This window comes from Ktedonosporobacter rubrisoli (assembly GCF_004208415.1).
Lineage (GTDB): Bacteria > Chloroflexota > Ktedonobacteria > Ktedonobacterales > Ktedonobacteraceae > Ktedonosporobacter > Ktedonosporobacter rubrisoli.
Window position 1 is genome coordinate 8157861 of record NZ_CP035758.1, and the last position, 25720, is coordinate 8183580.

The 25720-nt window shown below is 52.2% G+C and carries 26 protein-coding genes; 10 read left to right on the forward strand and 16 right to left on the reverse strand.

The window, feature by feature from the left end:
- Nucleotides 1-3 precede the first annotated feature (3 nt).
- Both EPA93_RS35335 and EPA93_RS35340 read right to left on the reverse strand, forming a co-directional pair.
- Entirely contained in the window at nucleotides 4-900 is an 897-nt protein-coding gene (locus EPA93_RS35335) for a hypothetical protein (RefSeq protein ID WP_129892023.1), read from the reverse strand.
- The gene (locus EPA93_RS35340; RefSeq protein ID WP_129892024.1) at nucleotides 893-1654 is read right to left on the reverse strand and encodes a hypothetical protein; all 762 of its coding nucleotides are present in this window, start codon (nucleotides 1652-1654) and stop codon (nucleotides 893-895) included. The genes EPA93_RS35335 and EPA93_RS35340 overlap by 8 nt, the downstream gene beginning before the upstream one ends.
- Nucleotides 1655-1885: 231 nt before the next feature.
- Here EPA93_RS35340 and EPA93_RS35345 point away from each other — a divergent pair, with 231 nt between their 5' ends.
- The 4 genes from EPA93_RS35345 (at nucleotide 1886) to EPA93_RS35360 (ending at nucleotide 6463) form a co-directional block, all read left to right on the forward strand.
- Nucleotides 1886-2536, forward strand: a complete 651-nt coding sequence (locus EPA93_RS35345) for a response regulator transcription factor (protein ID WP_129892025.1) — start codon at nucleotides 1886-1888, stop codon at nucleotides 2534-2536.
- 2 nt (nucleotides 2537-2538) lie between these two features.
- The gene (locus EPA93_RS35350; RefSeq protein ID WP_129892026.1) at nucleotides 2539-3987 is read left to right on the forward strand and encodes a sensor histidine kinase; all 1449 of its coding nucleotides are present in this window, start codon (nucleotides 2539-2541) and stop codon (nucleotides 3985-3987) included.
- Nucleotides 3977-4753: a hypothetical protein gene (locus tag EPA93_RS35355; RefSeq protein WP_129892027.1), complete on the forward strand. Its 777-nt coding sequence runs from the start codon at nucleotides 3977-3979 to the stop codon at nucleotides 4751-4753. Before EPA93_RS35350 ends, EPA93_RS35355 begins: the two co-directional genes overlap by 11 nt.
- 225 nt (nucleotides 4754-4978) lie before the next feature.
- A complete protein-coding gene (locus tag EPA93_RS35360) occupies nucleotides 4979-6463 on the forward strand; it encodes a DUF6034 family protein (RefSeq protein ID WP_129892028.1) in 1485 nt (494 codons plus the stop codon).
- A gap of 121 nt (nucleotides 6464-6584) precedes the next feature.
- Here EPA93_RS35360 and EPA93_RS35365 read toward each other — a convergent pair whose 3' ends face one another.
- The gene (locus EPA93_RS35365; RefSeq protein ID WP_129892029.1) at nucleotides 6585-7577 is read right to left on the reverse strand and encodes a LysR substrate-binding domain-containing protein; all 993 of its coding nucleotides are present in this window, start codon (nucleotides 7575-7577) and stop codon (nucleotides 6585-6587) included.
- A gap of 213 nt (nucleotides 7578-7790) precedes the next feature.
- Between EPA93_RS35365 and EPA93_RS35370 the strand changes: the two genes are divergently transcribed.
- Nucleotides 7791-8282 carry a nitroreductase family deazaflavin-dependent oxidoreductase gene (locus tag EPA93_RS35370; protein WP_242527209.1) on the forward strand — a complete coding sequence of 164 codons (492 nt, stop codon included), beginning with the start codon at nucleotides 7791-7793 and terminating at the stop codon, nucleotides 8280-8282.
- A 230-nt stretch (nucleotides 8283-8512) separates the two neighbouring features.
- Here the strand turns inward: EPA93_RS35370 and EPA93_RS35375 are convergent, their stop codons facing one another.
- Both EPA93_RS35375 and EPA93_RS35380 read right to left on the reverse strand, forming a co-directional pair.
- A complete protein-coding gene (locus tag EPA93_RS35375; protein WP_129892030.1) occupies nucleotides 8513-8902 on the reverse strand; it encodes a hypothetical protein in 390 nt (129 codons plus the stop codon).
- 21 nt (nucleotides 8903-8923) lie between these two features.
- A complete protein-coding gene (locus EPA93_RS35380) occupies nucleotides 8924-9259 on the reverse strand; it encodes a hypothetical protein (protein WP_129892031.1) in 336 nt (111 codons plus the stop codon).
- Between the two features lie 285 nt (nucleotides 9260-9544).
- Here EPA93_RS35380 and EPA93_RS35385 point away from each other — a divergent pair, with 285 nt between their 5' ends.
- Nucleotides 9545-10654: a helix-turn-helix transcriptional regulator gene (locus EPA93_RS35385; protein WP_165423612.1), complete on the forward strand. Its 1110-nt coding sequence runs from the start codon at nucleotides 9545-9547 to the stop codon at nucleotides 10652-10654.
- Between the two features lie 121 nt (nucleotides 10655-10775).
- On the opposite strand, the gene EPA93_RS35390 is transcribed toward EPA93_RS35385, so the two are convergent.
- Nucleotides 10776-12335, reverse strand: a complete 1560-nt coding sequence (locus tag EPA93_RS35390; protein ID WP_129892033.1) for a nitrilase-related carbon-nitrogen hydrolase — start codon at nucleotides 12333-12335, stop codon at nucleotides 10776-10778.
- Nucleotides 12336-12648: 313 nt separating this feature from the next.
- On the opposite strand from EPA93_RS35390, the gene EPA93_RS35395 reads away from it, so the two are divergent.
- Entirely contained in the window at nucleotides 12649-13947 is a 1299-nt protein-coding gene (locus EPA93_RS35395) for a sensor histidine kinase (protein WP_129892034.1), read from the forward strand.
- 37 nt (nucleotides 13948-13984) lie between these two features.
- On the forward strand, nucleotides 13985-14668 hold the full coding sequence (locus tag EPA93_RS35400; RefSeq protein WP_129892035.1) for a response regulator: 684 nt from the start codon (nucleotides 13985-13987) through the stop codon (nucleotides 14666-14668).
- Nucleotides 14669-14761: 93 nt separating this feature from the next.
- Here EPA93_RS35400 and EPA93_RS35405 read toward each other — a convergent pair whose 3' ends face one another.
- A complete protein-coding gene (locus EPA93_RS35405) occupies nucleotides 14762-15157 on the reverse strand; it encodes a VOC family protein (protein WP_165423614.1) in 396 nt (131 codons plus the stop codon).
- A gap of 221 nt (nucleotides 15158-15378) precedes the next feature.
- On the opposite strand from EPA93_RS35405, the gene EPA93_RS35410 reads away from it, so the two are divergent.
- On the forward strand, nucleotides 15379-16215 hold the full coding sequence (locus EPA93_RS35410; RefSeq protein WP_129892037.1) for a helix-turn-helix domain-containing protein: 837 nt from the start codon (nucleotides 15379-15381) through the stop codon (nucleotides 16213-16215).
- Between the two features lie 48 nt (nucleotides 16216-16263).
- Here EPA93_RS35410 and EPA93_RS35415 read toward each other — a convergent pair whose 3' ends face one another.
- The 4 genes from EPA93_RS35415 to EPA93_RS35430 form a co-directional block, all read right to left on the reverse strand.
- Nucleotides 16264-16776 (reverse strand): chromate transporter, encoded by a 513-nt coding sequence (locus tag EPA93_RS35415; RefSeq protein ID WP_165423615.1) that lies wholly within the window; start codon nucleotides 16774-16776, stop codon nucleotides 16264-16266.
- Nucleotides 16777-16846: 70 nt separating this feature from the next.
- Nucleotides 16847-17470, reverse strand: coding sequence for a chromate transporter (locus EPA93_RS35420; RefSeq protein WP_129892039.1), 624 nt, complete (start codon nucleotides 17468-17470; stop codon nucleotides 16847-16849).
- Nucleotides 17471-17564: 94 nt separating this feature from the next.
- Nucleotides 17565-18728: a citrate synthase/methylcitrate synthase gene (locus tag EPA93_RS35425; protein ID WP_129892040.1), complete on the reverse strand. Its 1164-nt coding sequence runs from the start codon at nucleotides 18726-18728 to the stop codon at nucleotides 17565-17567.
- 791 nt (nucleotides 18729-19519) lie between these two features.
- Nucleotides 19520-20125, reverse strand: coding sequence for a dihydrofolate reductase family protein (locus EPA93_RS35430; protein ID WP_129892041.1), 606 nt, complete (start codon nucleotides 20123-20125; stop codon nucleotides 19520-19522).
- A gap of 370 nt (nucleotides 20126-20495) precedes the next feature.
- On the opposite strand from EPA93_RS35430, the gene EPA93_RS35435 reads away from it, so the two are divergent.
- Nucleotides 20496-20771 carry a helix-turn-helix domain-containing protein gene (locus EPA93_RS35435; RefSeq protein WP_129892042.1) on the forward strand — a complete coding sequence of 92 codons (276 nt, stop codon included), beginning with the start codon at nucleotides 20496-20498 and terminating at the stop codon, nucleotides 20769-20771.
- Nucleotides 20772-20975: 204 nt separating this feature from the next.
- Here EPA93_RS35435 and EPA93_RS35440 read toward each other — a convergent pair whose 3' ends face one another.
- The 5 genes from EPA93_RS35440 to EPA93_RS35460 all read right to left on the reverse strand — a co-directional run bounded on the left by EPA93_RS35440 (nucleotide 20976) and on the right by EPA93_RS35460 (nucleotide 25673).
- Entirely contained in the window at nucleotides 20976-22304 is a 1329-nt protein-coding gene (locus EPA93_RS35440) for a DUF58 domain-containing protein (RefSeq protein ID WP_129892043.1), read from the reverse strand.
- Nucleotides 22301-23263, reverse strand: a complete 963-nt coding sequence (locus EPA93_RS35445) for an AAA family ATPase (RefSeq protein ID WP_129892044.1) — start codon at nucleotides 23261-23263, stop codon at nucleotides 22301-22303. Before EPA93_RS35445 ends, EPA93_RS35440 begins: the two co-directional genes overlap by 4 nt.
- A gap of 152 nt (nucleotides 23264-23415) precedes the next feature.
- Nucleotides 23416-24189 (reverse strand): hypothetical protein, encoded by a 774-nt coding sequence (locus EPA93_RS35450; RefSeq protein WP_129892045.1) that lies wholly within the window; start codon nucleotides 24187-24189, stop codon nucleotides 23416-23418.
- A gap of 167 nt (nucleotides 24190-24356) precedes the next feature.
- Nucleotides 24357-25292 (reverse strand): glycosyltransferase family 9 protein, encoded by a 936-nt coding sequence (locus tag EPA93_RS35455; RefSeq protein ID WP_129892046.1) that lies wholly within the window; start codon nucleotides 25290-25292, stop codon nucleotides 24357-24359.
- A 3-nt stretch (nucleotides 25293-25295) separates the two neighbouring features.
- A complete protein-coding gene (locus EPA93_RS35460) occupies nucleotides 25296-25673 on the reverse strand; it encodes a hypothetical protein (RefSeq protein ID WP_129892047.1) in 378 nt (125 codons plus the stop codon).
- Between the last annotated feature and the right edge of the window lie 47 nt (nucleotides 25674-25720).

Sequence of the window (25720 nt, forward strand, 5' to 3'; positions counted from 1 at the left end):
TTCTTAGCTCTCTGTTCCAATGAAATGAAAATTATAGGTCCGTGTGGCATAGAAGGCTATGCCGTAGCAGAGAAGGATTAACACAACAAAAATCGCGCAGCTTTGCCAGATACGCGGCAGGAGATCATAGCCAAAGTTGTGCATGCCGTAGGTGGCCTGGTTGAGTGGAGAGAGCCAGCCCACAATCACATTGGCTTTATACATCAGCTCATCTGGCAAATTGAGCAAGGTCTTAAAGAGCTGTGGGTTGAGCAGGAAGCCGTACAGGCTGAAGATGAAAACTCCCGCCACGCTCCAGATTTGCCCCTTGAGCAGATTGAGCACAAGCATAAGAAAGGCAATCAGCAGCGTGTAGAGGAGCATCAAGGCAAAGATCGTTCCCATACAGGCATAGGGTGTGGACATCTCCAACGTTTTCACGGTCACGGAGAGTCCTGTGGCCTGCCCTGAAGCGGAATAGCCAAGGATCGCCGCTGTCTCACTCCAGATATTGCCAACAAAGGCATCATTCTGGCAGAGCAGCATAGTTGCCCCCAGGATAAAGGCAAGATATGCACTGGTTGCCAGGATGATGTACAGCGCCTGGCCCAGCAGCCATGTTTTTCGGTCAATGCGTACTAGATAAAAAGGCACGCCTGCGTTAAGAAAAGGGATGTCTGCAAACAGCAGCACCAAGAGAAGCGAGGAAAGCAAAATAGAATTGCTATCACTAAACGTCCAGACAAATGCTTCGACAAGTTGCATACTTGTGTGATAGCTATCAGCAAACTTGAGCACCTTATTGGTGAGCAAAAAGCATAGAATGAAGGCCAGGGAGAAGGTGATAAGAATGCGTGGATTTTTATACCACCCGTGGAAATTATATGTAGCCACGAGGACAATTTTTCTGATGCTAGCCATTGCCGAGTTTCCTTTTTGCGAAGATGGCAAATATGATGCCGAAGCCAAGCATGAATGCCGACTGCAGCAGGATCAGTCCCCAGTTTCCCAACATCCAGACATGGGAAGGATTCAGCCATTCTTTAGGATAGAGATAGTACCATGCAGCAAAGTAGCGTTCATGAAGAATGATAAGGATGTAGTAAAAGACAAAAGGGGCAGCGTAGGCCATATAGCGGCTCTTTGTTATGCTTGCCAGGGTAAAACCTACCAGCGACCAGAGCATGCCAGAACACAGGTACAGCGCAGCCTTTGCAAGGATTATACCGGAATAGGTAGCGATAATTCCTCCATCGAAGGGATCTTCAAGGACTGTGAGCCCGAGTGTGGAGAGAACATAGGCCAGAAGTATGCCGCTAAATAGCACAAGCCCGCCTGAAATGGCACAGGCAATCAGCTTCCCCAGAATATAGGCATTGATCCCGCAGCGCGGCAAAAACTGTTTGATAAAGCCGCTCTGCATATCATCCACAAAGGCTGGCGTAAAGGGAAGTGCGCAAATAATAGGTGTGGCGAACGTGACCATATCCGATGACAGCGCATTCGTGATGATCCCAACATGATAGCCCGGCGGTAATTGAGGGCCATTCGCAAACATTTTGTAAAGATTTTCTGTGCAAGCCAGTATGATCACAACTGCCAGGGCAAGCGCGCCAATGCGAAACCCCCTGGAGAGAACGGCACGTTGAATATCGGAACGAATGGTATAGAACATTGGGAGCCTTTTCTGTTTCATTTGTTTCTTCAAAACAATAGAGGGATTTTGCCTCAGGGCTGCATAGAAGTTGTATCGGAGTTGTAATATTTAAGAAATTTTTCTGCAAAATCAGTATATATACAACTTTGTTACAACTATGGTACATAATGAGATGGTATATACAGCTGAAAACCACATTTATAGCAGTATTGAGCCGCGATACACGCTTTGCGCGAAGGATAGATAGTTATGAAAGTACTTATTGCTGAAGACGACATCGCGATCAATGATTTGATTCGCATGAATTTACATGATATAGGATTTATCTGCTCCTGCGTCTTTGATGGCCTGGCTGCCGCCGATCTGCTGGAGCGCGATAGCTTTGATCTTGTCTTGCTAGATATTATGTTGCCCGATGAGAATGGATTTGAACTTCTTGAATATATTCGCCCGCTGGGTATACCTGTGATCATTATCACGGCCAGAAGCTCGCTTACCGATAAAGTGAAGGGGTTGAAGTTGGGGGCCGATGATTATATCGTTAAACCCTTTTCCATTGTTGAGCTTATGGCCAGAATCGAAGCGATCCTCCGGCGCTACAATAAGGATCAGCGGGTATTGGTGGTAGAGGATCTGGAGATCAATACCGCTTCGCGCTTAGTCACGAAGGGCGGGGTACCGGTTGAGCTGACCCTGAAAGAGTACGAATTGCTAGTCATGCTTGTGCGCAATAAGAATATTGCGCTCTTCCGTGAGACACTGTTTGAGCGAGTATGGGATTCAGACTTTATGGGAAATACGCGCACGCTGGATTTGCATATTCAGCGGCTTCGTCGCAAGCTGGGTTGGGAAGACAAAATCAGGACCGTGTACAAAGTTGGCTATCGATTGGAAGTATAAGGATGCGGTTCTCCTTCAAAATATTTATCTGTATCGTGGTCGCTGTCGCGCTTTCCTTTGCTACTGGTGGTTACATGCTGATCTCCTCAAATTTTACTGCCGCCAGGGACAGGGAGGTGAGTCTTGCCGTAGATGAACATCTCTCGCTGCAGTATGTGTTCGAATCAGCGCTGGTCACACAAGAGTTGCAGGGACAGGGTTTGACTGACGATACAGTTCGTACTGCCGCACAGGGTATTGCCATCGGCCTGCAACTGAGCGGGCATGGGGGAAGAGCCATTATTGTCTATAACAGCCGTGCTAAAGAGATCTATCCTGACGCGGGAAAGCAAGCGCCGGATAGTACGAAAATGATTGGATTGCGTGCCGGACAAGTGATGTATGCCTTTACGCATATAGGGAAGACCTATACTCTTTTTGTGACTGGATTGTTGGTCTATGGCTCCGAGAAGATGTACCTCAGCTATAGCCAGGATATCAGCGAGATATTTGCGCAAAGAGATGCTCAGATACAAACGTTTATCTTCTATCAGGGGATCAATATCCTGATGAGCGCGGTGCTGGCTTTTTTGATCTCATGGCTGCTTACTCGTCCTGTGCGCCAGCTTACTCAGATCAGCCATAGGATTGCCGCCGGGGACTACAAGAGGCGGGTAGAGATCCGCACATCCGACGAAATCGGAGAACTGGCACAAAGTTTTAATCTGATGGCTGCCTCAGTAGAGGAGAAGATCAATGCGTTAGAGCAGTCTTCCCATATCAAAGATGATTTTATCGCCAATTTCACCCATGAACTTAAGACGCCGATGACTTCCATCGTCGGTTATGCTGATATGCTGCGCTCTCGCCAGTTGAACCCGGAGACGCTCTTCAAGGCTGCCAACTATATCTACAACGAAGCTAATCGTCTCGAAGCGCTTTCACTCAAAATGTTGAAGCTTGTAGTTATGGAAAGGCAGGACTTCACCCTTGCGCCAGTTGCAGCCGAGGAGTTGCTAAGATACATTCTGCGGGCCGCGACACCTTCCTTTGTGGGCAGTGATGTGACCATCAAGGCGTCGGCGCACAAAGGCTGGGTGGCGGTTGAGCCGGACCTCATGAAGACGCTGCTGCTCAACCTTATGGACAATGCGCGCAAAGCGTCAAGTGCTGGTAGCATTGTGGAGCTGCGTGGAAGTCACGATGGTGAGCAGTACACCTTTACAGTGACTGATCATGGACGAGGCATACCGCAAGAAGAATTGGGCAGGATTACCGAGGCTTTTTATATGGTTGATAAGTCCCGCTCCAGAGTTCAGAACGGCGCAGGGCTGGGGTTGAGCATTGCAAGTAAAATTGCGACTTTGCACCATACCACGCTGCAATTTGTGAGCTGCCCGGGCGTTGGTACCAGCGTTAGCATTAGCTTGCCATATTGTCATGCGCAAGAGGAGTATGAGGATGAAGCATAGGATCTTCTGGTATAGTGTCGTAGCCTTTGTGGTCAGCCTCCTGGTGACAGGTAGTATGCTCATGCCTGGCGTGTTGCTCAGCAGAGCAGAAGATAGTATTCTGCGTTCCCCCTCTATTATAAGTAAAGGCTTCTCTCTTTCCCAGCCACAGAATGTTTCTGCCGCGCATGCAATGCCAACCCCATCAGCTGTATCGGTGGCCCAGATGAGCAAAAGGGTGCAGTGGTATGAGGATGGTGTTGCTGACAGTGTTCTCTCCAAAGAGCCTATCAACGGCAGCATAGATATGAAAGCTGCGGTCAATACCTGCGTTCAGCAAATAACCACTCTTTGGCATAAGGGCATGCTTATGCCTCTTGAGCAGTTTCCAAAGGCATATACCGTGTATGCAGAACAGAGAACCATCCTTGATAGCAATAAAAATCCGGCGCTACAATATTGGGATATTGGCTTCTTGCCTCAATCCAGCCAGCTTAGCATGCGGAAAATGACTATCTCGTTAGACGCTCAAACAGGGATGTTTCTTGCCATACGTATAGATGTGACGAACGCCGCCGCGACGGTTGACCTGGCGAACACCGCTGAAGCTATAGCCAGGGAGATGAATATGCCTGGGCACCTGCTTTTCCTTGACGAACGCAATTTATCTCAGCTTCAAACGGCTGTATGGAAATTTAATGATACAGCCCTGCTCATGCAATTGTCTGTGGAAAAAAGCGACTCTTTTGTAGATTTTGCGATGAGTATGAAGGTACAAAACAGCTGATGCCTGGCCCTTTGGGAAGCCTGTTTCCCTCTCTATTGCATTTGCACACAAACTGAGAAAAAATTTTACAACCTGGATACAACTTGTGTACCTATCTGCTGCAAAATCCCGCTAAACTCTAGCTTGACGTTGAGAGAGCTGCTAGCAAGCAAAGATAGCGGGTCCTTGTCTCAATGTCGCTTATGAGCCAAAGGGATTTTTATGCCTGGAGATAGGAGAAAAATAATGAAACAAGAGGCTCTGCATAAACAGATGCACGAGAAGCTCGTCTGGTTCCGGCGCGGACCGGGTACAAAGCTCCTCATGCTGGCGCTGCTGCTCACCGTCAGCGGATCGCTGGCGGCCTGCCAGAGCACGCCGACGACTCCTCCAGTGGTGGGAAAGCAGCAGAACATCAATACGATGGTAAAGAATAACATACAGAACACCAATCTGTTGCAAGGCGTGCCTCAGACTCTGCTGTTCAAGCAGACGCAGGGAGCCGTCACTCTCAACGTCAATGGGCCGGTGCAACTGCCTCAAACCTCAAAGATTCCGGTGATTACAACACGACCAACCTGTTTTTCTCAGGATACGGTCACCAAAATTATCAATACCCTCATGCCAGGAAAGCAATTATACGCGTTTAATATTGATAATTGGATCAAAACGAATTCTCAAAAGTTGACCACGCTTCTGCAGGCATTACAAATGCCGGGTACTCAGGGAAACAAAGAAATAACCACCCTACCATCATTAGTCCCAGTCGGCTTAGAACTTTTGTCTAAAAGTAAAGCTGACTTCTCAGCATTGGAGCAGAAGTTGGGGAAAGCCAATGCTCCAGCAACAGAGCAAGGGGTGCCAGCGACAGGAAAGTTTCAGCGCATTGATGAGAGTGATCTTCAGGGGCAACACGGAACTCTGCCTGGATTTCATGGAAATGTGCTCTCTGTCTATGCAGATTCTGGCAAAGGCTATGATATGATTCTGGAAGCCAATGCGTCAGATTCTGCCACTGAGTGTGATGTAAGCTTTGCGAGCCATGGCGTCACCGATCTCTACAATTACACTGAGCAGACGGGCCAGGCCCGCGGGATGAGCATATCGCTGGATCAGGCCAAAGCTTTGGCGCAACATACATTACAAGCGGTGGGGGCTAGTGATCTCAAGCTCTCCCAGGTCCAGGTAGGAACCGCAATCCCGCTCTCGCCCAGTGACAACCCCAATAGCATGAAGCAAGCGTATGGTATGTGGTTTACCCGTTCCGTTGATGGTGTCCCCACGACAGTTGATTTGGCCGATCCTGACCAGAATGCCTATCACCCCACCTATCCCTATGAGCGATTGTTCATGCTGATAAATGATGCTGGCGTGATTGAGTTTTCCTGGAAATCTCCGATGCAGGCTACTGGGACCATTTCTTCCAACGCCCAGATCCTCCCGTTTCAGGAGGCAATGAACAGGGCTAAAGAGCAGTTCTTTATCCGCTATGCCCAAAGTGATGCCAGCAAGGGGAAGACTACCTTTACGATCAATCGCATCACTTTGGGCATGATGCGGGTCCAGAACAAGGATCAAGCCAACACCTATACGATGATCCCCGTCTGGGATTTCTACGGCACCGGTGGCCCTCCTCCCAGTAACCCGATGCTGATCGATCACAGTATGGATAGCTTTTTAACCATCAACGCTATCAATGGTTCGGCCATTGATCGGACGCTAGGTTACTGATTTCTCGACTCGGCGTGGTTTAGCGCAGCTCAGTAGTGCATTCTTTGCCCTTTGTTGGCGCGGGAATGGGAAAGAAAACTGCAGAGATGCCTTCGCGCGTATTAAGGACCGGAAGCTTTTCTCAAAGGGATTGTGAAAAGCCCCCTTCCTTCCTGATATCTCCTGCGGAAGTTTCCCACACCTCAAAGCTGGGCAATGTCTTTTTTCGTTGCGCAAATACCTCCCGGGCCACGATGAGAAATTCCCGCAGGAGGGGAGAGAGGTCGTCCCGCTGCCAGAGGAGTACAGTCCTGAAGGCTATATTATGATTAATGTCAGACAGTGGGCGATACATAACTCCTGGGAAGGGGAGCGTCGTCGCTGAGGCGGCAACAAGGGAGACGCCGAGATTCGCTGCTATCAGACCAAGCATAATATGGATGTTTGAGACTTCCTGGATTACACGTGGATTCACGCCGCAGATCTGCGCGATCCGTTCGTAGAGAACTCCACTATCAGATTGACGTGGACAAAAAAAGAATGGTTCCTCAATAAGAGCGGAGAGCGAGATGGATTGCTGGCGTGCAAAACGATGTCGTGATGAGAATGCCGCAACATATGGAACGTGTTGCAGCACCTCTGCGTCAAGCTCGCCTGGAAGATCCTGGAAAGCCGCCGCAAAGCCTACCTGTATCTGCTGTTTCTTCAGAGCCTGCAGTTGCTCCTGCAGATACATCTCCTTGAGCTGTACCTCGACTGCCGGAAAGCGTTGGCAATAGATGGTCAAGACTTCTGGGATAATATTTGCTGTCGCGATTTCGGCATTGACAAAGCCAATATCCAGCCGTCCTCGCTGGCCGTTTTGGGCCTGCTGCACCCGTAAGAGGGAGAGATCTACTTGCTCAAGAATCTGCAAGGCATCTTTCAAAAATAACTGACCCACATTTGTCAGCCGCACCATATGGTGGGTGCGCTCGAAGAGGCGTGCCCCAAGGATTTGCTCTAGTTGGAGAATCTGCTGACTTAAGGCCGGCTGAGCTATGTGTAACTTCTTGGCTGCTCGGCTGAAGTGAAGTTCTTGAGCAACGGCAATAAAGGAGCGTAAGTGACGCAGTTCTACCCGTTCGTTATGCATAAAAGCTCTTGCCGCAAGAATAAATATATATTGGACATAACATCAGTATAACGTTTATAGTCAAGTGGAAGAGCAGGGAGAAGCAAGCATAGATACGACTATCTAGCGACGTGCAGGCTTCTATGCATTGCTATTGACATAGAAAAATGTCGATTTGTTTCAGGCTATCCCCTGTCTTTCTCATATACATACGGCTATAAGGAGATAAAATATATGGATAAACCTCATGAGCGCAAAGATCGAGATGCCACTGACAGGAGCAGTTACGATGTGAATGATAGAGCAGCGTTTAAAAAGCAGATGGAAGAGCTGAATCCTCCTATCATCGAGGATTTTCGTTCCAATGGTGGTAAGGTCGGTGGTGATTTTACCAGTCACAATCTGCTTTTGCTGCATACCATTGGCGCAAAGAGCCAACAGCCGCGTGTCAATCCCCTGTGCTATATAAAAGATGGCGATGCCTTTGTCATTGTTGGCTCTAAAGGCGGTGCGCTGACCAATCCCGATTGGTACTACAATATCCTGGCTCATCCCGAGGTCGAGCTTGAAGTGGACACGGAACGTTTCAAAGCTCGTGCGACGATTCCAGAAGGAGAGGAGCGTGATCGTCTCTTTGCCAGCTACTTGAAACAAGAGCCGGAGATAGATGGGGTGCAGAAAGCCACGCCTCGTATCTTCCCGGTTATTCGGCTGACAAGGATGTAAGAGCCTGGTATTACCAGCAGCCTCGCCCTACTTTTTCTGTCTCGCCCGTATAAGCTCAGAAAGAGCTAACAGGCGAGGCGAAGATCAAAAGCATGGCGGATGGGTGAGCTCAATCTCTGCTGAAAGTGGCGCACCTTTTGCCATTCAGGCTTCTAAGGGCATGCCTTGTAAGAACTGGGCCAGGGTGGTAAGCGTGTCCATTACTTGATAGATTAGCATCTCGACACTTCTCACCTTTGCTCTGGTGCAACTGTTAAAAATGACCGTTGCCTCCAGAGCAAGTCCTCTCCATACAGCAGGTGACCAGCAGGTCCTTGTAGAAGCAGCACATGCGGCATGATGAACGACTTCAGCAGGCCGAAAGAATGCGCATCTTGAAGCTCTTGCAGAAAATGTTGCGCCTCCTCGCTAGAGAGAATGCGGCCGAAGCCCTCGATCTGCACACGCCAATGCGTCTCTCCCCACGTTTCATATGTGATTCCTGCTTGCTCTGGATCTTGCAGGCGCGCAAGGGCTTGAGGATGTACAGCTTGTCGGTCTACCACGAGGTAAATAGTTTCTGTGTGTTTTTGCTGTCCGGGTGCAGCTGCTCTCTGCTTATCTTTAAACTGCCTATGCATAATTCCCTTTCCTCTCGCTTCTCAAAACTTTCTATAGGTAAGAATGGGGCCAGGATACGCGTATCCGGTCAGGTGCCGGATTCCTATGCGCGCCCGCATGGCATCCTCCGTACGGACCGGTAAGTCTGACCACATCCGCCACACGGTCATGACGCGCAGGCCGGAGGCCCGGGCCACTGCCACCCAGGTCAGGCGATACCTCTCCATATACGCGCGAAAGGTATCGTTGAACGGTAACTGAAGTGTATCTTGCTGGCTTATATCGATCTCCATTCTCCACAATCCCTGACTTTTCCCTGGCTCCAACAGGCCAACATCGGTAGATGGCCCTATGACACACTTATGATCTTCAGGCAAGATCGATAAATCCCCGCCTGGCTGCTTGATATTCCTGATATATGTGTTGTAAAGCCTCTACCACTTTATTGATTTTACCCTCTATATTTCTCCTCTCACAGTGAAAGAATAAATAGCAAGCGATTGCTAATCTTTGTTTGTTAAACTATAATATGCACGATATGTATATGTATATTGTGTTTGAAATTGTTGGAAAAGTGAAGGCCATGTTTTGCCCGTTTTGTCAGCAAGCATCTAGTTCAAAGAAAAGGACAGGATATGCCAGCAGAGCGCAGGAAACCACAGATGTCGACGCCACTCAATAGAGTATTGCTTGAGTATCAAAAACAGCACAAGCTTAAGCAGCAGCCACTTGCTGATTACTTGAATGTAGATGTTCGTACCATATGGCGCTGGTTAAGCGGAGAAACTGTAATTACTGATATTCGTGAATTGAAGCGTATAGCCAGGCTATTAGATATTTCTCCTGAAGCTTTGGGAGTTGCGCACACGCTCACATTGTCGCCTGACGCTGAACAAATAGAGGAAGTGATAGAGCACATTTGGAAGTTAGTGCGTGCAGCAAGATATTACGAAGCCAATACTGTGGCAGATCAATTGTTGCAAGATATTATTGGTTTACTCCACACGGAAGATACGGCGCTGGTAAGAAAGCTGGCGCGGGCACAGCACATCACTGGATATGTGAAGAGTCAGGTCACAAGAGCCAATGAGACAAGCCAGCCCTTTTCTCACTATCACGAAATGGAGCAGTTAGCGCGCATCATCGATGATCAAACGTTGCTCAATATCGCGCTCACCTATGAGGGTGATATGTTGCAACGCGGAGGAATGGTTGAGAAAGGCATTGAGTATCTGGAGGCCGCGAGAGATACGACACCGCAGGCAGAGCTAGCCGCAAAGGGGAATGGCTTACAGTTGCTTGGGCGAGCCTATTTTAAGGCGCATCGTTTAGCTGACTTTGACCGAGTAATGAAAGAAGCAGAAGAAATAGCTTACCAGGTCAGTATGGACGATCTCTCCAACAGTACCAGAGGGCAATATAATGTGGGAACTGTGTATGAAGAGTTTGGGCGTAGCTACGGGCTACTGGGGCAATTTAATCAAGCGATGGAATATCTCGACAAAGCGGAGGCCGCTTTTAGTTCATGGTCTGCTCAAAGGCGTGATGTACTGATGAAGACGGCCCGTGCTATGGTTTTAGTGCGAGGTGGAGAGATACGGCAAGGCATTGATGTAGCAGTAGAGAGCGTGGAATTGTGTAGAAAATATGGGAATTTCAGGTTATTAGATCGCGTCTACGGAATACAGCAATATCTCGACCGGCTTACGCGAGAAATTGGCAATGCGGGAAGCACGCTAAGAGAAGCCTTAGATGGTCCAATCGAGTACTAAATTTGTTAAGAAATTTCAATTTGCTCAAATTGCTCCAAACAAGTGGAATCGCCTATCCGAGCCAGCCTGGACACTTTTGCCGATCTCAGATAACGATTCCACGCTCGGCCTCTCAGCCTCCTTAGGCCGTACCTGGCTCTGGATTGGGCTTTGTGGTGAGTCGTTTCCTCCTTGTGACTATGGCTCCAGCGCCGAGAGCCAGCCAGACGAGGCAACAGAGCCAGGCAAAGGCATCTCCCACGCGGGCATAGAGTGTCTCAGTACCTTGAGTTGGCACTAACGCAACCATACTTTGAGGGTCGGTATGGAAGTAGTCAACTGAGGCCAGCGTGCGTCCAGCAGGATCGATAGCTACCGAGAGACCATTATTGGTTTCACGCACTAGCGAAAAGCCTTCCTCGATTGCGCGGAACGTTATGGCATTTGTGTGCCAGGGATCAATCTCTTGCCAATCGTTGGAAGGCGCAAGCAGAATGGCCGCCTGGCTCCTCCCTGCCTGTTGGAGAAGTGCGGGAAAGTCCTCGTCAAAGCAGATCACTGTCGAGAGGCGTCCATAGGGCGTGGAAACAACTGGCACAACACCATTGCCCGCTACAACACTATCAAGTCCGGGAACGGGATGCGCTTTCTCAAAGCGCCAGCTTATCTGCCCCTGCGGATTGAACAAGATCGACTGGTCCAGCATGTTTGGGAGATATTGGTCATTGAGAATGCATACGCCGATATCCAGGTAGAGGCTATCCTGATGTGCCGCCGTGGCAAGCCGGCCAAGAAAAGTCTGCTCATCAGCTTGTAGAAGCAGGATGCCGCATTCAGGCCAGAGCACTATTTTCGCGCCTGCCTGCGCCTCGTGGTGCGTGCGGGCGAGCAGATCGTTGAGCAGCAGTGTACTGCCAGAGCGGAGCGCCGCTAGCTCTGCCGGAGTTGCCCGGCGCGCGTTTAAATCCTTGAGTGCCTGCTTTTGTCCCTGTGCGGCCCGCGCGTAGAGGGGCGCTGAGGTGCCCAGACTTGCCACCCGCACTGTTGCTGGCTGTGAAGAAAAGAGGAGCCGCGCGTATCCTCCCACAAAGATCAGAGCCAGGATCGTCATATAGAGCATGACACCCCGCCGAATCTTTGGCCAGGCCCAATCTTGTTCGATGATCCAGTTGCCCAGCGAGGCAAACCAGGTCATGATAAAAAGAATACCGCTGATTCCGGTCATAGAGAGCAGTTGCAAGAGAGGCAAATCACCATATTGCGTATAAGCCAGTGAGCCCAACGAGCCCAGCGGATCGGCAAGGCCTTTCAGGTACGAGACGGCTACATAGCCCAGAGGAAACAGGAGCGTACTGACCCACGATGACCATTTCTGCGTGAGCAGCCGGTCCAATAGGAAAGGGAGAGCCAGGAAACAGGAGCTCACGAAGATAACCAGTACAAAAGGGACAGAGAAAGGGATCGCCGAGAAGATCAGCAAGAGCAGTCCCGAGGCAGTCAGCAAAAGCGCTGTAACCAGGAAGCCAAGCAGCGGATGCTGGCTGCGCGTAAAACGCAGCAAACAGAAGGGATAGAGCCAGCCGGCAAGCGCAATGATCCAGTTGCCATGCGTACAGATAAGTGCCAATGTCGCCACAGCTAGCCAGATCCAGGCTGTTCCACGGGCTGCGTAACGCGCGGAATATTTGGGGGCCACAGACATCTATTTCTCTCTTTCTATGTTATGAATGGAGGTTTGTCCAAAGTCATCAGAGAGCATTATCATGATTTTTGTTAGTCAGTATAGTGTGAGAGAAACCTGACAAGAAAGTGCGAAAAGAGCTCTTTCTACAGCCGAAGGGACTTTTTTGTTGGCAAGGGCAATCAATTGGCCAGTGCCTGATGACCTCTATCTATCGGCTCGCTATCAGAGGCCATTTGGCCTCTTGCGCCTTGCCCAACTTTGCTATATGCTCTTTCTAAGTGCTAAGGTTAGGAGATGACACGGAACCCTTTTTCATCGAGAGCAGATACATGTGGTCATTGCCATGCAGAAAGAGCAAATATTGCAAAACAGGATGCTATCCTCGCGCTTCTGGAGCTTCATCTTTCCGCCTTCGACACTGGGAACGTCAATCCTCTGCCTGCTAGCTCTCATTGTCGGGCTTGCCTGGTTACTGGCCCATGCGCTCTGGCTAAGCATCTTTCTGTATTGCGCGGCCATTCTGGCCCTTCTATTCCTTGATCGGATCGAGTATTGGCGTTACGGCCAAAAGGAGCAAACACCACGCCGCGCCGCTCTGGTTCTCCTGGCCTTGCGCCTGCTCTGCTCAGCAATAGCCGTCCTCTGTGCCCCTGAGTTTGCCCTGATTCTCTACCTGGTACAGCCGTTCTTTGCGCTATCCTACTTTGGCCGAAAAGCGGCTTATGCCACGGTCTGCGTGATCTCTGTCCTCTATCTGCTGGAAATCTGGCTTGATCCGCGCGCCGACCACAGACTGCTGGCGATATTTCTTGAAGGGTATATCTTTGTCCTGGCCTGCATTGGCTGTGTCGTCATGATACGTAATGTGGCTCTTGAGATGGAGAGCCGGCAGCGCGAGCAGGCCAGCCGCTTGCAGGCTGAGGCTTTACTGGAGGAGGTCCAGGAATCCCGCCGACAACTGCAAATCTACGCCCGCCAGGTTGCGGATCTGGCAACGCTCGAAGAGCGGAATCGCATTGCTCGCGAGATTCATGATAGTCTTGGTCACTCACTCATTGCCATTACCCTGCAATTGGAGAAAGCCCTGGCTTACCATACCGTCGCGCCAGAGGAGTCACAGCAAGCCATGAGCGATGCCCGCCAGGTTGCCAGGTCTGCATTACAGGACGTGCGTCATTCGGTTCGCGCACTGAGGAGCGCCGAAGAGAGATTTTCCTGCGTGCGTGGAGTTGAGACGCTCGTCGAGCAGCATCGCAAGAGCGGCCTGAATGTCAAGCTTACTCTTGAGGGGCAGGAAGAGCACTTTTCTCAGCAGGTCTTGCTCATGTTCTACCGGGTAGTTCAGGAAGGGCTTACCAATATTCAAAAGCATGCTCGCGCGCGAAAGGCCGAGGTGCGCTTGTGCTTCACTCAGGAGCAGGCATCTCTAGTGATCTCCGATGATGGGATAGGTTTTGCGGCGGCCTCCTGGCTGGCAACGGAAGGAGACCATGCCGATGGCTATGGCCTGCGCGGCATTCAGGAGCGTGTAAACCAGCTGGGGGCAACCTTTCAAATTGAGAGTGCGCCAGCGCGCGGCACACGTTTAACTGTCCAGGTCAGGGAAACACATGCAGAGGTAATGGAATGACGAATGCGTTGCAGGAGAGACAAGGGGAAGCAAGCATATGAGCACAGAAGAAAATCGCGCAACTATTCGTGTGCTGGTTGCCGATGACCAACAACTGATCCGCGACGGCATCGTCTCATTGCTGCGTCTGCAGGCAGGCTTAACAGTTGTCGGGTCAGTGAAAAATGGCCAGGAGGCTATAGAGCAGGCCCGAGCCCTGTGTCCCGATGTGATCCTTATGGATGTTCGCATGCCGGGCACTGATGGCATCGAGGCTACTGCTCAGATTCTCAAGCAACAGCCCGATTGCTGCATTCTCATGCTCACGACTTTTGACGATGATGCTTATATCAAAGGAGCTCTGCGAGGTGGCGCTCGGGGATATTTATTCAAAGACATGCCCGCCGCAGATCTGGCCAAGGCCATTATTGCCGCAGTGGAAGGCATTTATCAGCTCGACGCGGCGGTCATAGAGCATTTGATCAGCCCGCCCGCTAAGCCACAGGCTGTGACTCCCTCAGTTGAGCCCGGGAAAGAGGACAGAGAGGCACCAGACCTGACCGGGCGGGAACGTGACATTTTGCGCCTGATTGCCAGGGGCGCCACCAATCGCGAAGTTGCCAGGCAGCTGTTTATCAGCGAGGGGACCGTCAAAAATCATCTCGCGCGCCTCTTCAGTCGCCTGGGCTTGCGCGACCGCACGCAGGCAGTTGTATTTGCGCGCGAACATGGGCTGCTTTGATGCACTTCAGCAGCAAAGGCAAAAGAGAGCGCAACGCCTTTAAGCAGGCTCGCTGCGCGACTGACGTGCACTCTCTCGTCCTGCCTGCTGTACTTATTCGGCCTTGCTCAATGCGCCGTAGATCTCAAGAATGTGTCCATCGGGATCGCTAAGATAGGCGTTACGCGTTTGCATAGCCGGCCGATCCTGTGGGCCAGCCAGCGAAGCTGCGCCCCGTTCGACAAGTGCGGCATAGCTAGCGTCAACGTCATCTACTTCAAAGGCGACATAGGTAGGATGGCTGGCAGATGCGGGCGCTGGTATGGCTTTATCCAGCGTCTGCGCCAGGCTGGCCCGGCTGAAGAGCGCCAGCGTAGCCTCGCCAGTATTGAAGGAGGCGAAGCCTACCGACTCGTCGTAGAAGGTTACCGGTAACTGCACGACATCGCGCCAGAAGCTCACAGCTTTTGCCATATCGCTAACTAGTAGACAAACGTAATTAAGTTTCATTCTATGCTCCTCCATATTTATTGTTGGCTTTCCTGGTTTCTGACCCATGCCAGCTGCCTGGCTGGCGTCGGGTAATCTCCCTATGAGAAATTTAGCATATGCGGAGCTCAGCGTATTGTAAAAACGCGCCAGCTTAGAAAATTTGTGCTATGATACATACATCTCAACGGTTCGCTCCCCTGGCTTTGGAATAGAAGCGATGCACAAAAGGAGGCCTCAATTTGAGCGAGAGTTATGCGCGTCTGGACCCGGTATTGCAGCCAGCTTCGCCTATGACGCGCTGCCGGCTGCTCAATATCAAATATGATGAGAGAAAGATAGACCTGGCTCGCTATGCGCCGTCAGCTGATCTCGCCTTCTTTGTGGCTCATTACTGGTTTGTGAGCTGGGATCTGCGCGGACAAGAACCGTATAGCGTTGAGAATCTCCCCTATCCCTGTGTTCATCTGACGGTTGAGCCGGATGAAGCGCGCCTAACCGGCGTCTGGCGGGGCAAGTCCCGCACAGTGCTTACCAATGCGGGGCGCGTCTTTGGTATCCAATTCAAGCCCGGCGGCTTCTATCCTTTCATCAAGCGGCCCGTCTCGCACTATACCGGTCGCTCAAGCGAGCTCTCGACGATCTTTGGCCCCGCTGCTACGGAGCTGAAATTGGCGATTCAGGCCCAAGATGAGCAGGTTCAGGCCATTAAGCTGGCCGAGCATTTTCTCAGTGCGCGCCTGCCAGAGCCAGATGAACGTGTAGAACTGGTTCAGCAGATTATCGACAGCATCATTCTTGAGCGCGCGCTTACCAGCGTTGAGGATGTAGTGAGGCACTTTAATCTGAGCACAAGGACGCTGCAGAGGCTCTTTAGCGACTACGTGGGGATCAGCCCGAAATGGGTAATTAAGCGCTATCGCCTCCACGAAGCTGCCGAGCGCGTAGCGGCGGGCGAGGTGCAGAACTGGTCAAAGCTAGCCCTGGAGCTGGGCTATTTCGATCAGGCCCACTTCATCAAGGATTTTAAGGCCATTGTCGGCCATGCTCCGGCGCACTATAGCCGGGCCATAAGCTGAGGCCTGCCCTGATTTTTCCCTACTGCTGAGTAAAGCAGTATGCCGGCCTTAACGATAAATAAGGTAGCCGGCGAGCGCGGCCAGGCCCAGAATAATAATGATGTTGACGCGTTTGGCGGCCAGAAGCAGGGCGGCCAGGGCGATGAGCCAGCTGCGCCAGTCAAGGCCCGACCTGCCGATGATGGCCCAGACTACAGTGAGCAAGATGCCAATGACGGCCAGCGAGATGCCGCGCATCAGACCACTTACCCAGAGCTGGTTTTCGATTCGCGTGTAGCCGGCTTCGATGGCCAGGACCAGCAACGGCGGTAGCGTGATCGCAATCAAAGCCAGCAGAGCGCCAAGATAGCCATAAGTAAAATAGCCAAGACTGATCACCCAGAGACCATTAGGGCCGGGGCTGATCTGGCCAATGGCGATGGATTGGCCGAAATCGGCTTCGGTGGCCCAACCGTTGGCTAACAGGTCCTGGTGCAGGCTGGGCAGATTGCTAAAGCCGCCTGACGAGAATAAAGTAGCCTTGAAGAAGAGTAGAAAATAGGTAAATGGATCGATCATCATCAATCTTTCTGTCATGCTATGGATGGGTTATATTCTGTGGGTCTTAGCCGGCAAACAGTGCCCGCGCTGCTTAATCCTGGCGCGGTGACGTTTGACGGCCTGGGCGCTGCTGCCAGGGGGTAAAGATAGCGATCCCTGCCAGAGAGGCAGCCAGCAAGACAAGAATTACAGAGGCTTGCCATACGATAATTGCCAGGGCGCAACCAAGAATGATAAGCACGCTGGCGAGCTGACGCCAGAGTCCCTCTTTGCGTACAAGCTCAAATTGTGGAGCGGCAAAGCGAATTGCCACCAGCAGCATAATGCCGGCGGTAGCAGGGACAACCCCGCGTAAAATAGCCTGCACTGCCGGAAAGTGCTCGATCAGCGTAAAGCCCGCCGTCAGCAGACAGGTAATTGTGGCGCTGGGGAGGAGCAGCCCGAGCAGCGAGGCCAGCATGCCCCATAAGCCGCCCAGCCGGCGCCCAATCAGGGCGGTCATGGCCACAAGATTAATGCCGGGCGTGAAGAGGCTCAAGTTCCAGAGCCGCGAGAAATCTTCTTCGGTGAGCCAACCATACTTCTCAATGAATGCGTCCTGAATCAGAAAGGTTGTTGAAGCTCCGCCCCCAAAAGATTGCAGACCAATGCTGCCCCAAATGCGTAAGAGCTGCCATACGCCTGGTCTGCTTGCTGGTGGTTTGCTGTGTGTCATGGCGATCCTTCGTCTTGCCGGGAACGGCTGATGATAAATATAGGCATAGAGATAGAAATCCCTGGATATCGAACTGATATCCAGGGATCATTTGCTAGCGCTCGTTTAAAGGCACGAAGTGCAGGTCCATCGGGCCGGTGTATTCGGCCTCAGGGCGAATCAGGCGATTGTTGCTCACCTGCTCCAATACATGGGCCGTCCAGCCAGCGCAGCGGCTCACGGCAAAGGTTGGCGTGAAGAGATCGCCGGAGAGGCCCACGGAATTCATTAAGGCCGCCGAATAATACTCGACGTTTGTGTAGAGGCGACGGCCGGGCTTGAGCTCATCGAGCAGGGACAGGGCCAGCTCTTCGACGCGCCGGGCCAGGACAAAGCCGGTGGGATCGGCCACCCGTGCCATTTCGCGCAGCTCTTCGGCGCGCGGATCTGTCGTCTTATAGACACGATGGCCAAAGCCCATGAGCTTCTTGCCGCCGCTGATGGCCTCGCGCAGCCAGCTTTCGGCATTTTCGACGGTGCCGATCTCCATGAGCATATCCTGCACTTTGGAAGGCGCCCCGCCATGCAGAGGTCCTTTGAGCGCGCCAAGGGCCGCTACGATTGAGGAGGCGATATCCGACTCGGTGCTGGCTACGATACGTGAAGTGAAGGTTGAGGCGTTCATGCCATGATCCGACAGCAACACAAGATAGGAATTGAGCCCTTTGACATGCTCTTCTTTGGGTTCCTCTCCACGCAGAAGATAGAGATAGTTGGCGGCGTGGCCTAGCTCTGGGCGCGATTCCAGTGGCTCCTGACCATGGCGCAGGCGCTGGAAAGCTGCAAGAAACACTGGGAAGCGCGCCGTTAGGGCAATGGTCTGCTCAATCGTTGGCTTGCCAGTAATAACGTTGGCACCCCAGGCCGAGACCGCTGTGCGCAGTGCGTCCATGGGCTCGGTGGTGTGCGGCAGCGCCCGAATGGTCTGCATCACACCGTCTGGAATGCTGCGCTCTGCCGCCAGCTTGCTACGCAGGCTGGCCAGCTCTTGCTTATTGGGGAGATGCCCAAACCAGAGCAAGTGCGCAACTTCCTCAAAAGAGGTACTGCGCGCCAAGTCGTGGATATCATAGCCTCTATAAATAAGGCGTCCCGCGGTACCATCGACCTTGCTGATCGCCGTTGAGGCCGCAACGATGCCTTCTAGTCCACCTTTATTGGGTTTTGTGGGAGTGGTATTCTGTGCTGTGTTGCCAGTGTTTGGTATCGTCGTTGACATAAACGTCTGCTCCTTCGCTTTATCTAGTGCACGAACAAGAGTCTGGGAAATGGCAATAAACAGGCTTGTGCGAGCTTGGGGTGTCCCACATCATCTCCCTCGAATATGGTTGAGGATGCACTAGTATTTACTGAATTAACGCGATGTGCATCTTTTATCTGGGGGCCTGGAACATACCCTGGCCTTTTCTCCACACGGCTCGCCGCAGGCGGCGAAAGGACTTGCACATGGAGTTAAACTTAATACCTAACTCTTCTATGTTGTACCATTAATGTGGATGGATGTCAATAAAACTTGATTCGGCTAGACTCTACTAGATTTTACTCGATTTATGTCGATTCGAAGCTGGCATTGATTGCCTGAGCAGACGGTCCCAGACGTTCCTCGCGATTCTTGAAAGTGGGGTATTCGTGGCAGCATTAACGCTCTTTCGCCCTTCCAACTTTCGTGTCAGAGGGAAATTAGCTCAAAGAAGCTCTCGCACAAGCGCAAAATTTTCCTGGAAGTTTTCAAGCAAGCTGGTTATGTTAGAAGCACGCCCATGAAGCGTGCAGTTGCTTCGCAACAATGGCTTGAGAAGTGGATGACTGTACGCCATTTCTTGTAATTCAGGCACTCGGTAACAAGAGATGCTGACGCTTGGCCAGCATCTCTCAGTCCGAGAAAGCGACGGGAAAATCGGGATAGGTGCGTCTCCTCGAATTGCTGCTCACCGATTTGCTGATTTTCTACAGTGCGCACGAGATGTGCATGGAGCACGTGTGGGAAGGCTCCGCACGATTTCAGAGGTGTCAGACAGCAGATATCGTTCCTGTTGTAACCGCGCCTGCACGCTCGTAATTTACGAGAATGATGCCACTTGGGGAGACCTGGCTCTCTGTCACCTTAAACGCGGCTGGGATGGTGCCATCGGTAAACAACCGTTTCCCACTGCCCAAGGTCAGCGGATAGATCTTGAGCCAGAATGCATCGACCAAATCATGCTTCATAAGTGTCTGAAGGAGATTTGCGCTGCCAAACACGTGCAAATCAGGCCCTGGCTGTTGCTTGAGTTTGCTGACTTTTTCCGCAATGTCTCCGCTTAAAAACACTGTGGGCTGCCATTCGCTAGAAGTCATGGTATTTGAGGCGACGTACTTGGTCGCTGACATGACGCCGGGCCAGCCGTCAGCATGTTGCGGCCAGTACGGTTCCCAGATTTCAAAGGTTTTGCGCCCTAACAACAGATCAAACGGCAGGTTCAACTGCTTCCTCACGATGTTTCCAGCAACATCGTCACCATAGGGAGCTACCCACCCACCATACGCGAAGCCTCCACTGGTGTCTTCCTCTGGCCCTCCTCCAGCTTGTATAACCCCATCAATGGTGATGAATTCGAGTGCAATTACTTTTCTCATGACCGATTTCCTCCAACATCTGATTGATTGATACTGCTCACAGGTATTTACAGCTATTACCCTTCTTCCTGCCCTTCTTGCATTCAAGAGAGCTCATAAAGGGGAATCATTTTATAATTAGGACGTACTTCTATTCTACCTGCAGAAGAAGAAAAAAACCTCTCGTATCTTGCTCAAATCCTCGGCCCGACTCTGGCCTGAGAAAGAGCAGCCAGGCCTCGCAATCCCCAAACATTGCGGAGGGGCGAAACAGAGAGCTAATAGGATATCGTAATCATTCTTACACGTTTATGATTGACAAAATAACTGTTGCCTTCTATGATTGAGAACAGGAAGCCTGAGCGATATCCGTTGGAAGGAGGGCCACACGATGATCGAGTTAAATGGGGAAAATTATCTAGATGGGCATGAAGCTTCTCACCTGCTTGGCGTGAAGCTATCAACATTGTATACGTATGTCAGTCGAGGGATTTTAAGAAGCTACAAGCAGGGCATTAAGCGACAAAGACTCTATAAGCAGACCGAGCTAGAGGCACTTTTACAAGTGCGCCCCAGCAGCAATACCGCTGTGACCCCCGCTGCTGTAGAGCCCGAACAGCTTGACAGCACGCTTCCGCACGCAGAAGATTGGGTTCCCAACGTCTGAGTGTATCCCGTTGTCAGTTCTTATCTATTCTTGCTTTTACCGTACTTATAGTGTTCTGTTCTTATCGTGCTAAAATAGTGTCTTGATGTTATAGAGTCTTGAGTACTTTGTTGGCAGCGGGCATTGGGTGCTATGCCGACGCTGCCAGCCCTTTATATTCCCGTTCCGCTCAATACGCGTTTAGCTAATGCTGTTGCTCTGCCCTCAAAATCGTAAGCCTGCTGGCTCCTCTCCCTTGCTACAGGCCTGTAGGATCGCGCTCCAGGTATCTGTGCCGCCGAGATGATAGATCTTTGTGTCGGCCAGCTGCGTGGGCGCAGCTGCGTCACCGGCAAATAGGATAGTCACCGCGTGACCACCCTGGCGCATGCGGGTCAGGATATCTAGCATCTGGTCGCTGATCCTGCTTGTAATCAGTACGATAGTTGCCCCGGCCGGCAGGCGCGTCCGTTCGGCCTGCATAATATTCTCAATTGAAGAGTTAAAATAGGGCTGCACGCGGGCCAGAACTTCCATGATGCGGCGGCGTTGCTCAACGCTGCTTGACGCGGGAATATGCACGCGCCTGCGCCTCACCTGAGCGGCGACCGTCTCCTCTAGATCCGCCTCTTCCTCTTCACCGTTGAGCATGGCTTGTGGCAGATCTACTTCTTCAGGCATGAACAAAATGGTATTGGCATAGAGCCCTACCGCGTAGCCTTCGTTGATGGCCCAGTCGGTAACCGAGGCGGCGGCGCAGATGGCCAGCTCCTGTAATTCGGGATGGATGCCAAAGTGGGTATCGATACGCCCATCGAGATTCAGGAAGATTTCCATGGTATAGGTGGTTGTGGCCTCGTAAACTTTGCTCTGGAGCTGCATCGTGCGGGCCGTCGCTTTCCAGTGGACGCGGCGCAGACTATCTCCGTAGATATAGTCGCGGGTCCCGATGACGCGCGAAGGATCTTCTAGCAGGCGGCGCGGCGCCCGTTTATCTCCGAAGGGATGGCGCGCGGGCAGGTTGAAGCGGCTCAGGGGCAGGATGAGGGGATAGACGAGGACATACTGGCGTTCTGGAAGCTCCATCTCCCGGCTGATGAAGCCAAAAACGTCGCCACTGCGTACTGTTGCGGGACCAAAGGCGTGTACGCCACGGGCGAAGCAGCGCACGCTATAGCGCCGCGTCACGCGCTCATACCAGCCCGGGCTAAAGAGGCATTCAAGGCGCATCTGCTCGCTCAGGATGCGCTTGCGCAGATTCTCGCCCTCAATGCTCAAGGAGAGCGGCAGCAGGTCTTCGACCTCTAACCAGGGCAGCGGCAGCAGTTTGGAGTTCTCGATCTGCAGCGAAAAGGTGATCTCTTCGCCAAAGAGGGCGCGCTCCTCGCTGAACTGGCGTTGATAGTGCAAGGCGTGAAAGCAATATTTGGCCCAGATATCCGTGAGGGCAAGAATCAAGAGCAGCAGCGCGCCGCACACGAAGAGCAAGGGCAGATGAATGATAATACCGGCCAGCACGACGGCGGCACTAAAATAATACCAGTTTTTGTTCATAACTGCTCTACCGGCACGGCAACACTGCTCAGGATGTCTGTAACTATCTGTTCCATGACGCGTCCATGTAGACGAGATTGGCTTGTCGGGATGATACGATGGGCAAGAACGGGCAGAGCCACATGTTTCACATCATCGGGAATAACATAATGGCGGCCCTGAATGGCTGCGTAGGCCTGGCTGGCGCGATACAGGGCCAGGGTTCCGCGCGGGCTGGCACCCAGCTCGACGGCGCTATGCGTACGCGTGGCGCGCAGCAGCTCGACGATATAGTTTTCTATAGAAGGTTCCACGTGGACCTGGCGAATCAATTTCTGTAGACTTTGCAGGGCCTCGGCGCTGAGCACTGGCGTGAGATCCTGCAAGGGCTGCCCTTCTTTGAAGCGCTGCAGGATCAAGCGTTCTTCGGCGTGGCTGGGATAATCCAGGCGCAGGCGCATCAGAAAGCGGTCGAGCTGGGCTTCCGGCAAGGGAAAGGTTCCTTCTAGCTCGATAGGGTTTTGGGTGGCAATCACCATAAAGGGTCGCGGAAGCTGCAATGTTTCACGTTCAACACTGATCTGACGCTCTTCCATAGCCTCCAGCAAGGCAGACTGCGTGCGTGGGGTCGCGCGGTTAATCTCGTCGGCAAGCACAACCTGGGTCAGCAAAGGGCCCGGACGGAACTCGAATTCCCCCTTTTTCTGGTTGTAGAAAGTAATGCCGGTGATATCGGATGGGAGCAGGTCAGGGGTGAACTGAATGCGCTGAAATGTGCAGCCGAGAGAGCGGGCGAGAGCTTTGGCCAGGGTCGTTTTGCCAATGCCCGGCACATCCTCAAACAATACATGCCCTTCGCACAACAGGGCGACCATCAGCAGATCGATAACCTGCTCTTTGCCGATGATGACCTGTCCCACGTTGTGGCGCAGGGCGCGCATTGCATCCTGGACCTGGCGTATTTCCTCAGTTTGCGTCATATTTTGTCCTCTAAGCAAATAAGCTACCTTTTACTCCCACTTGGGAAAGCTAAAAGAAAATATTAAAAAATACTGCAGATGAAGGCGAATCTGGCTATTGCATAATATACTTAAAAAGTATACGCCTGAAATAGGCAAATACTCACCGGACCCTAAATGATCTGTATTTCGACTGTTTGAGATATGACCGTCGCGCCGCTCTGATCCTGGCCTATGGCTGTGATGTGCGCGCTAACTGCGGACGAGCTCTGGAGATCGGGCACATGCCAGGTAAGCTGAGCGCTGCCATCAGCTTGAAAGGTTTGTGCCGCGCTCACTGAGAGCGTTGACTGTGCACCGTAGTCCAGCAATAGTTTAACATCTGTATTCGGTTCTCCGCCCGTGACGTGCACAGTTACCGTTGTGCCTCCCTGCACGCTAGAGGGCAGATCGAGGATGTGCAGGCTTTGTTTTCCCTGTAGAGAGATATCTTTTTTGCCGCCACTGCTTGAGCCGGATGGCTGGCTGCTCTCGTTAGAGCCCTTGCCGCCAGATGGAGGAGGAAAGGTGGGACGAATATCAATAGTTCCGGCGGGCGTGACTTTTACATCCTGGGGCATGACTTCGTGCTGCATGGCTGGGGTAGTGATCTGGGCATATATGGAGGTGACGAAGTTGATTAATATAAAGCCGCTAATGATGGCGAGTACAAGCGCTAGCAGAAAAATGAGATAGCTTCGATCGGTGCGTAACGCTTTGGGGAAGCGTTGCCCGAAGGTCCCGCCGGGCGGAAGCGTTTGAGGCAGCGGGAAGAGAGGATCGGGGCGTTTAAGCACCTCGTGAACTTCTTCAGGGAGCTGATTTGTGGCGGGCCTGCTCGGTAATAAGGGAATAATAGGTTCGCCCTGCGGGAGTTGCGGGTTCTGGCTTGAGCGATCTTCGCGCATTATTGCTCTCCACCTCAAACTTTCAGTTTTTACAAACGCCTTTATTTAAAAGACCTTTCCAGTTGGCGCGCCAGGCTGCCGGGTGCCACAAAAGCTCCCCTTCTTGTACGCGCTCACCTTCTATTGTTTTTGGGATGTTATTAAGCTGGCAGATTTATGCTTTGTCTCTAGCATTTGAAGAACGTCTCTATTGTATACATTACCTTAGCTATATGCAAGTTTGCCAGTTCCGGCTCTTGTAGGATGCTGACATGCGGCCCTGCTGGCTGCCAGATAGCCGGATCGCTGGGGCCAAAGATGGCGATAGTGGGTATGCCGAGCAGAGCCGCCAGGTGCGTAATCCCGGAGTCGTTGCCCAGGTAGCCCCGACAGCGTAAAAGGTAGCGGGCTACGGTGAGCAGGGGGGCATCTTCAAGGATGGTGAGGAGCTCGCTGCGCGCTGGTCTGAGCCTGGCTTGCAGGTAGGCCAGGCGCTCTTGATCGGCCGGACCGCCCAGTAAGAGGATAGGAATGTTGCGCTGCCAGAGCTCCGTAATCAGCTCGGCATAGGAAGTGAGCGGCCAGCATTTCGCTGCGCCACCGCTTCCCGGTTGTATGGCGATCCACGGTACCGGCGGAGCCGCGCCAACCTGCGTAAGCTCGGGTGCAAGCTGCAAGCGGGCCTGCGCCAGATCAACCTTAACGCCCACGGTTCGGGCCAGGTAATCAACGATATGGATATGTGCCTCAGCCACCGGGCGACCGGGAGCCACGATTACCCTCCTGGCTCCGGCGGCGCGCAGATTCTGTTCCACAAGACCATCTGGATCGCGAAACCAGCAGATAGCTAGCTCTAAGTCGCGCAGCTGCTCGCGCAACAATGAACCGCCGCGCGCAGCAATCCTCTCCGGCGTTAAGAAGAGCTCGCTCCACTGCGGCGAACCATAATGCGATGTGCCCTCGGCGATGCCCGTGGCTCTGGCCAGCTCCAACATGGGTTCTGGACTGACCAGCGTCACATATGGATGGGCATACTGCGCCTTTAGCGCCGCGATGACCGGAAAAGAGAGCAAAACATCGCCAATGGCGCCGGGACGAATGACCAGGATGCGCGTATTTTCCATGCTCTATGCCTTTCTAGCCAGCGAGAGAATTTCCAGAACCAGCGCGGCTACCACAATCACGATGGCCGTGAAGATGCTCCAGCTATGGAGGGCAAGCAAGATCAGGTTCAGGACCACGATGAGCGTGAGTAAGCCCCCCTGGCGTAGCGCGTGACGCGCGGTAGCTCGATAGCGCTGCGAAGAGAAGATTCGCGAGCCCGTGAAATAGGCCACAGGCGCCAGCGTGCTGGTCAGGGCCACGCTCAAAATCAGGAAAAATAGCGCAAAGGCCAGGATACCCTCTGGCGCGATAAAGCGCGTGAATAACAGCAAGGCAGCCCATGCCACAGGAGCGATGAGCAAAAGCATATAGGGCGATGAGCGGTTCGTTGTCCTATGCATAATCTTTCGTGCCTATCGCTGTAAAAGTATGCCCATATGTTCTGACT

Bases quoted from the DNA above. Each gene is read 5' to 3' on its own strand.
- EPA93_RS35335 (WP_129892023.1), bottom strand. From the start codon at position 900: ATGGCTAGCATCAGAAAAATTGTCCTCGTGGCTACATATAATTTCCAC.
- EPA93_RS35340 (WP_129892024.1), bottom strand. From the start codon at position 1,654: ATGTTCTATACCATTCGTTCCGATATTCAACGTGCCGTTCTCTCCAGG.
- EPA93_RS35345 (WP_129892025.1), top strand. From the start codon at position 1,886: ATGAAAGTACTTATTGCTGAAGACGACATCGCGATCAATGATTTGATT.
- EPA93_RS35350 (WP_129892026.1), top strand. From the start codon at position 2,539: ATGCGGTTCTCCTTCAAAATATTTATCTGTATCGTGGTCGCTGTCGCG.
- EPA93_RS35355 (WP_129892027.1), top strand. From the start codon at position 3,977: ATGAAGCATAGGATCTTCTGGTATAGTGTCGTAGCCTTTGTGGTCAGC.
- EPA93_RS35360 (WP_129892028.1), top strand. From the start codon at position 4,979: ATGAAACAAGAGGCTCTGCATAAACAGATGCACGAGAAGCTCGTCTGG.
- EPA93_RS35365 (WP_129892029.1), bottom strand. From the start codon at position 7,577: ATGCATAACGAACGGGTAGAACTGCGTCACTTACGCTCCTTTATTGCC.
- EPA93_RS35370 (WP_242527209.1), top strand. From the start codon at position 7,791: ATGGATAAACCTCATGAGCGCAAAGATCGAGATGCCACTGACAGGAGC.
- EPA93_RS35375 (WP_129892030.1), bottom strand. From the start codon at position 8,902: ATGCATAGGCAGTTTAAAGATAAGCAGAGAGCAGCTGCACCCGGACAG.
- EPA93_RS35385 (WP_165423612.1), top strand. From the start codon at position 9,545: ATGTCGACGCCACTCAATAGAGTATTGCTTGAGTATCAAAAACAGCAC.
- EPA93_RS35390 (WP_129892033.1), bottom strand. From the start codon at position 12,335: ATGTCTGTGGCCCCCAAATATTCCGCGCGTTACGCAGCCCGTGGAACA.
- EPA93_RS35400 (WP_129892035.1), top strand. From the start codon at position 13,985: ATGAGCACAGAAGAAAATCGCGCAACTATTCGTGTGCTGGTTGCCGAT.
- EPA93_RS35405 (WP_165423614.1), bottom strand. From the start codon at position 15,157: ATGAAACTTAATTACGTTTGTCTACTAGTTAGCGATATGGCAAAAGCT.
- EPA93_RS35415 (WP_165423615.1), bottom strand. From the start codon at position 16,776: ATGATGATCGATCCATTTACCTATTTTCTACTCTTCTTCAAGGCTACT.
- EPA93_RS35420 (WP_129892039.1), bottom strand. From the start codon at position 17,470: ATGACACACAGCAAACCACCAGCAAGCAGACCAGGCGTATGGCAGCTC.
- EPA93_RS35425 (WP_129892040.1), bottom strand. From the start codon at position 18,728: ATGTCAACGACGATACCAAACACTGGCAACACAGCACAGAATACCACT.
- EPA93_RS35430 (WP_129892041.1), bottom strand. From the start codon at position 20,125: ATGAGAAAAGTAATTGCACTCGAATTCATCACCATTGATGGGGTTATA.
- EPA93_RS35435 (WP_129892042.1), top strand. From the start codon at position 20,496: ATGATCGAGTTAAATGGGGAAAATTATCTAGATGGGCATGAAGCTTCT.
- EPA93_RS35440 (WP_129892043.1), bottom strand. From the start codon at position 22,304: ATGAACAAAAACTGGTATTATTTTAGTGCCGCCGTCGTGCTGGCCGGT.
- EPA93_RS35445 (WP_129892044.1), bottom strand. From the start codon at position 23,263: ATGACGCAAACTGAGGAAATACGCCAGGTCCAGGATGCAATGCGCGCC.
- EPA93_RS35450 (WP_129892045.1), bottom strand. From the start codon at position 24,189: ATGCGCGAAGATCGCTCAAGCCAGAACCCGCAACTCCCGCAGGGCGAA.
- EPA93_RS35455 (WP_129892046.1), bottom strand. From the start codon at position 25,292: ATGGAAAATACGCGCATCCTGGTCATTCGTCCCGGCGCCATTGGCGAT.
- EPA93_RS35460 (WP_129892047.1), bottom strand. From the start codon at position 25,673: ATGCATAGGACAACGAACCGCTCATCGCCCTATATGCTTTTGCTCATC.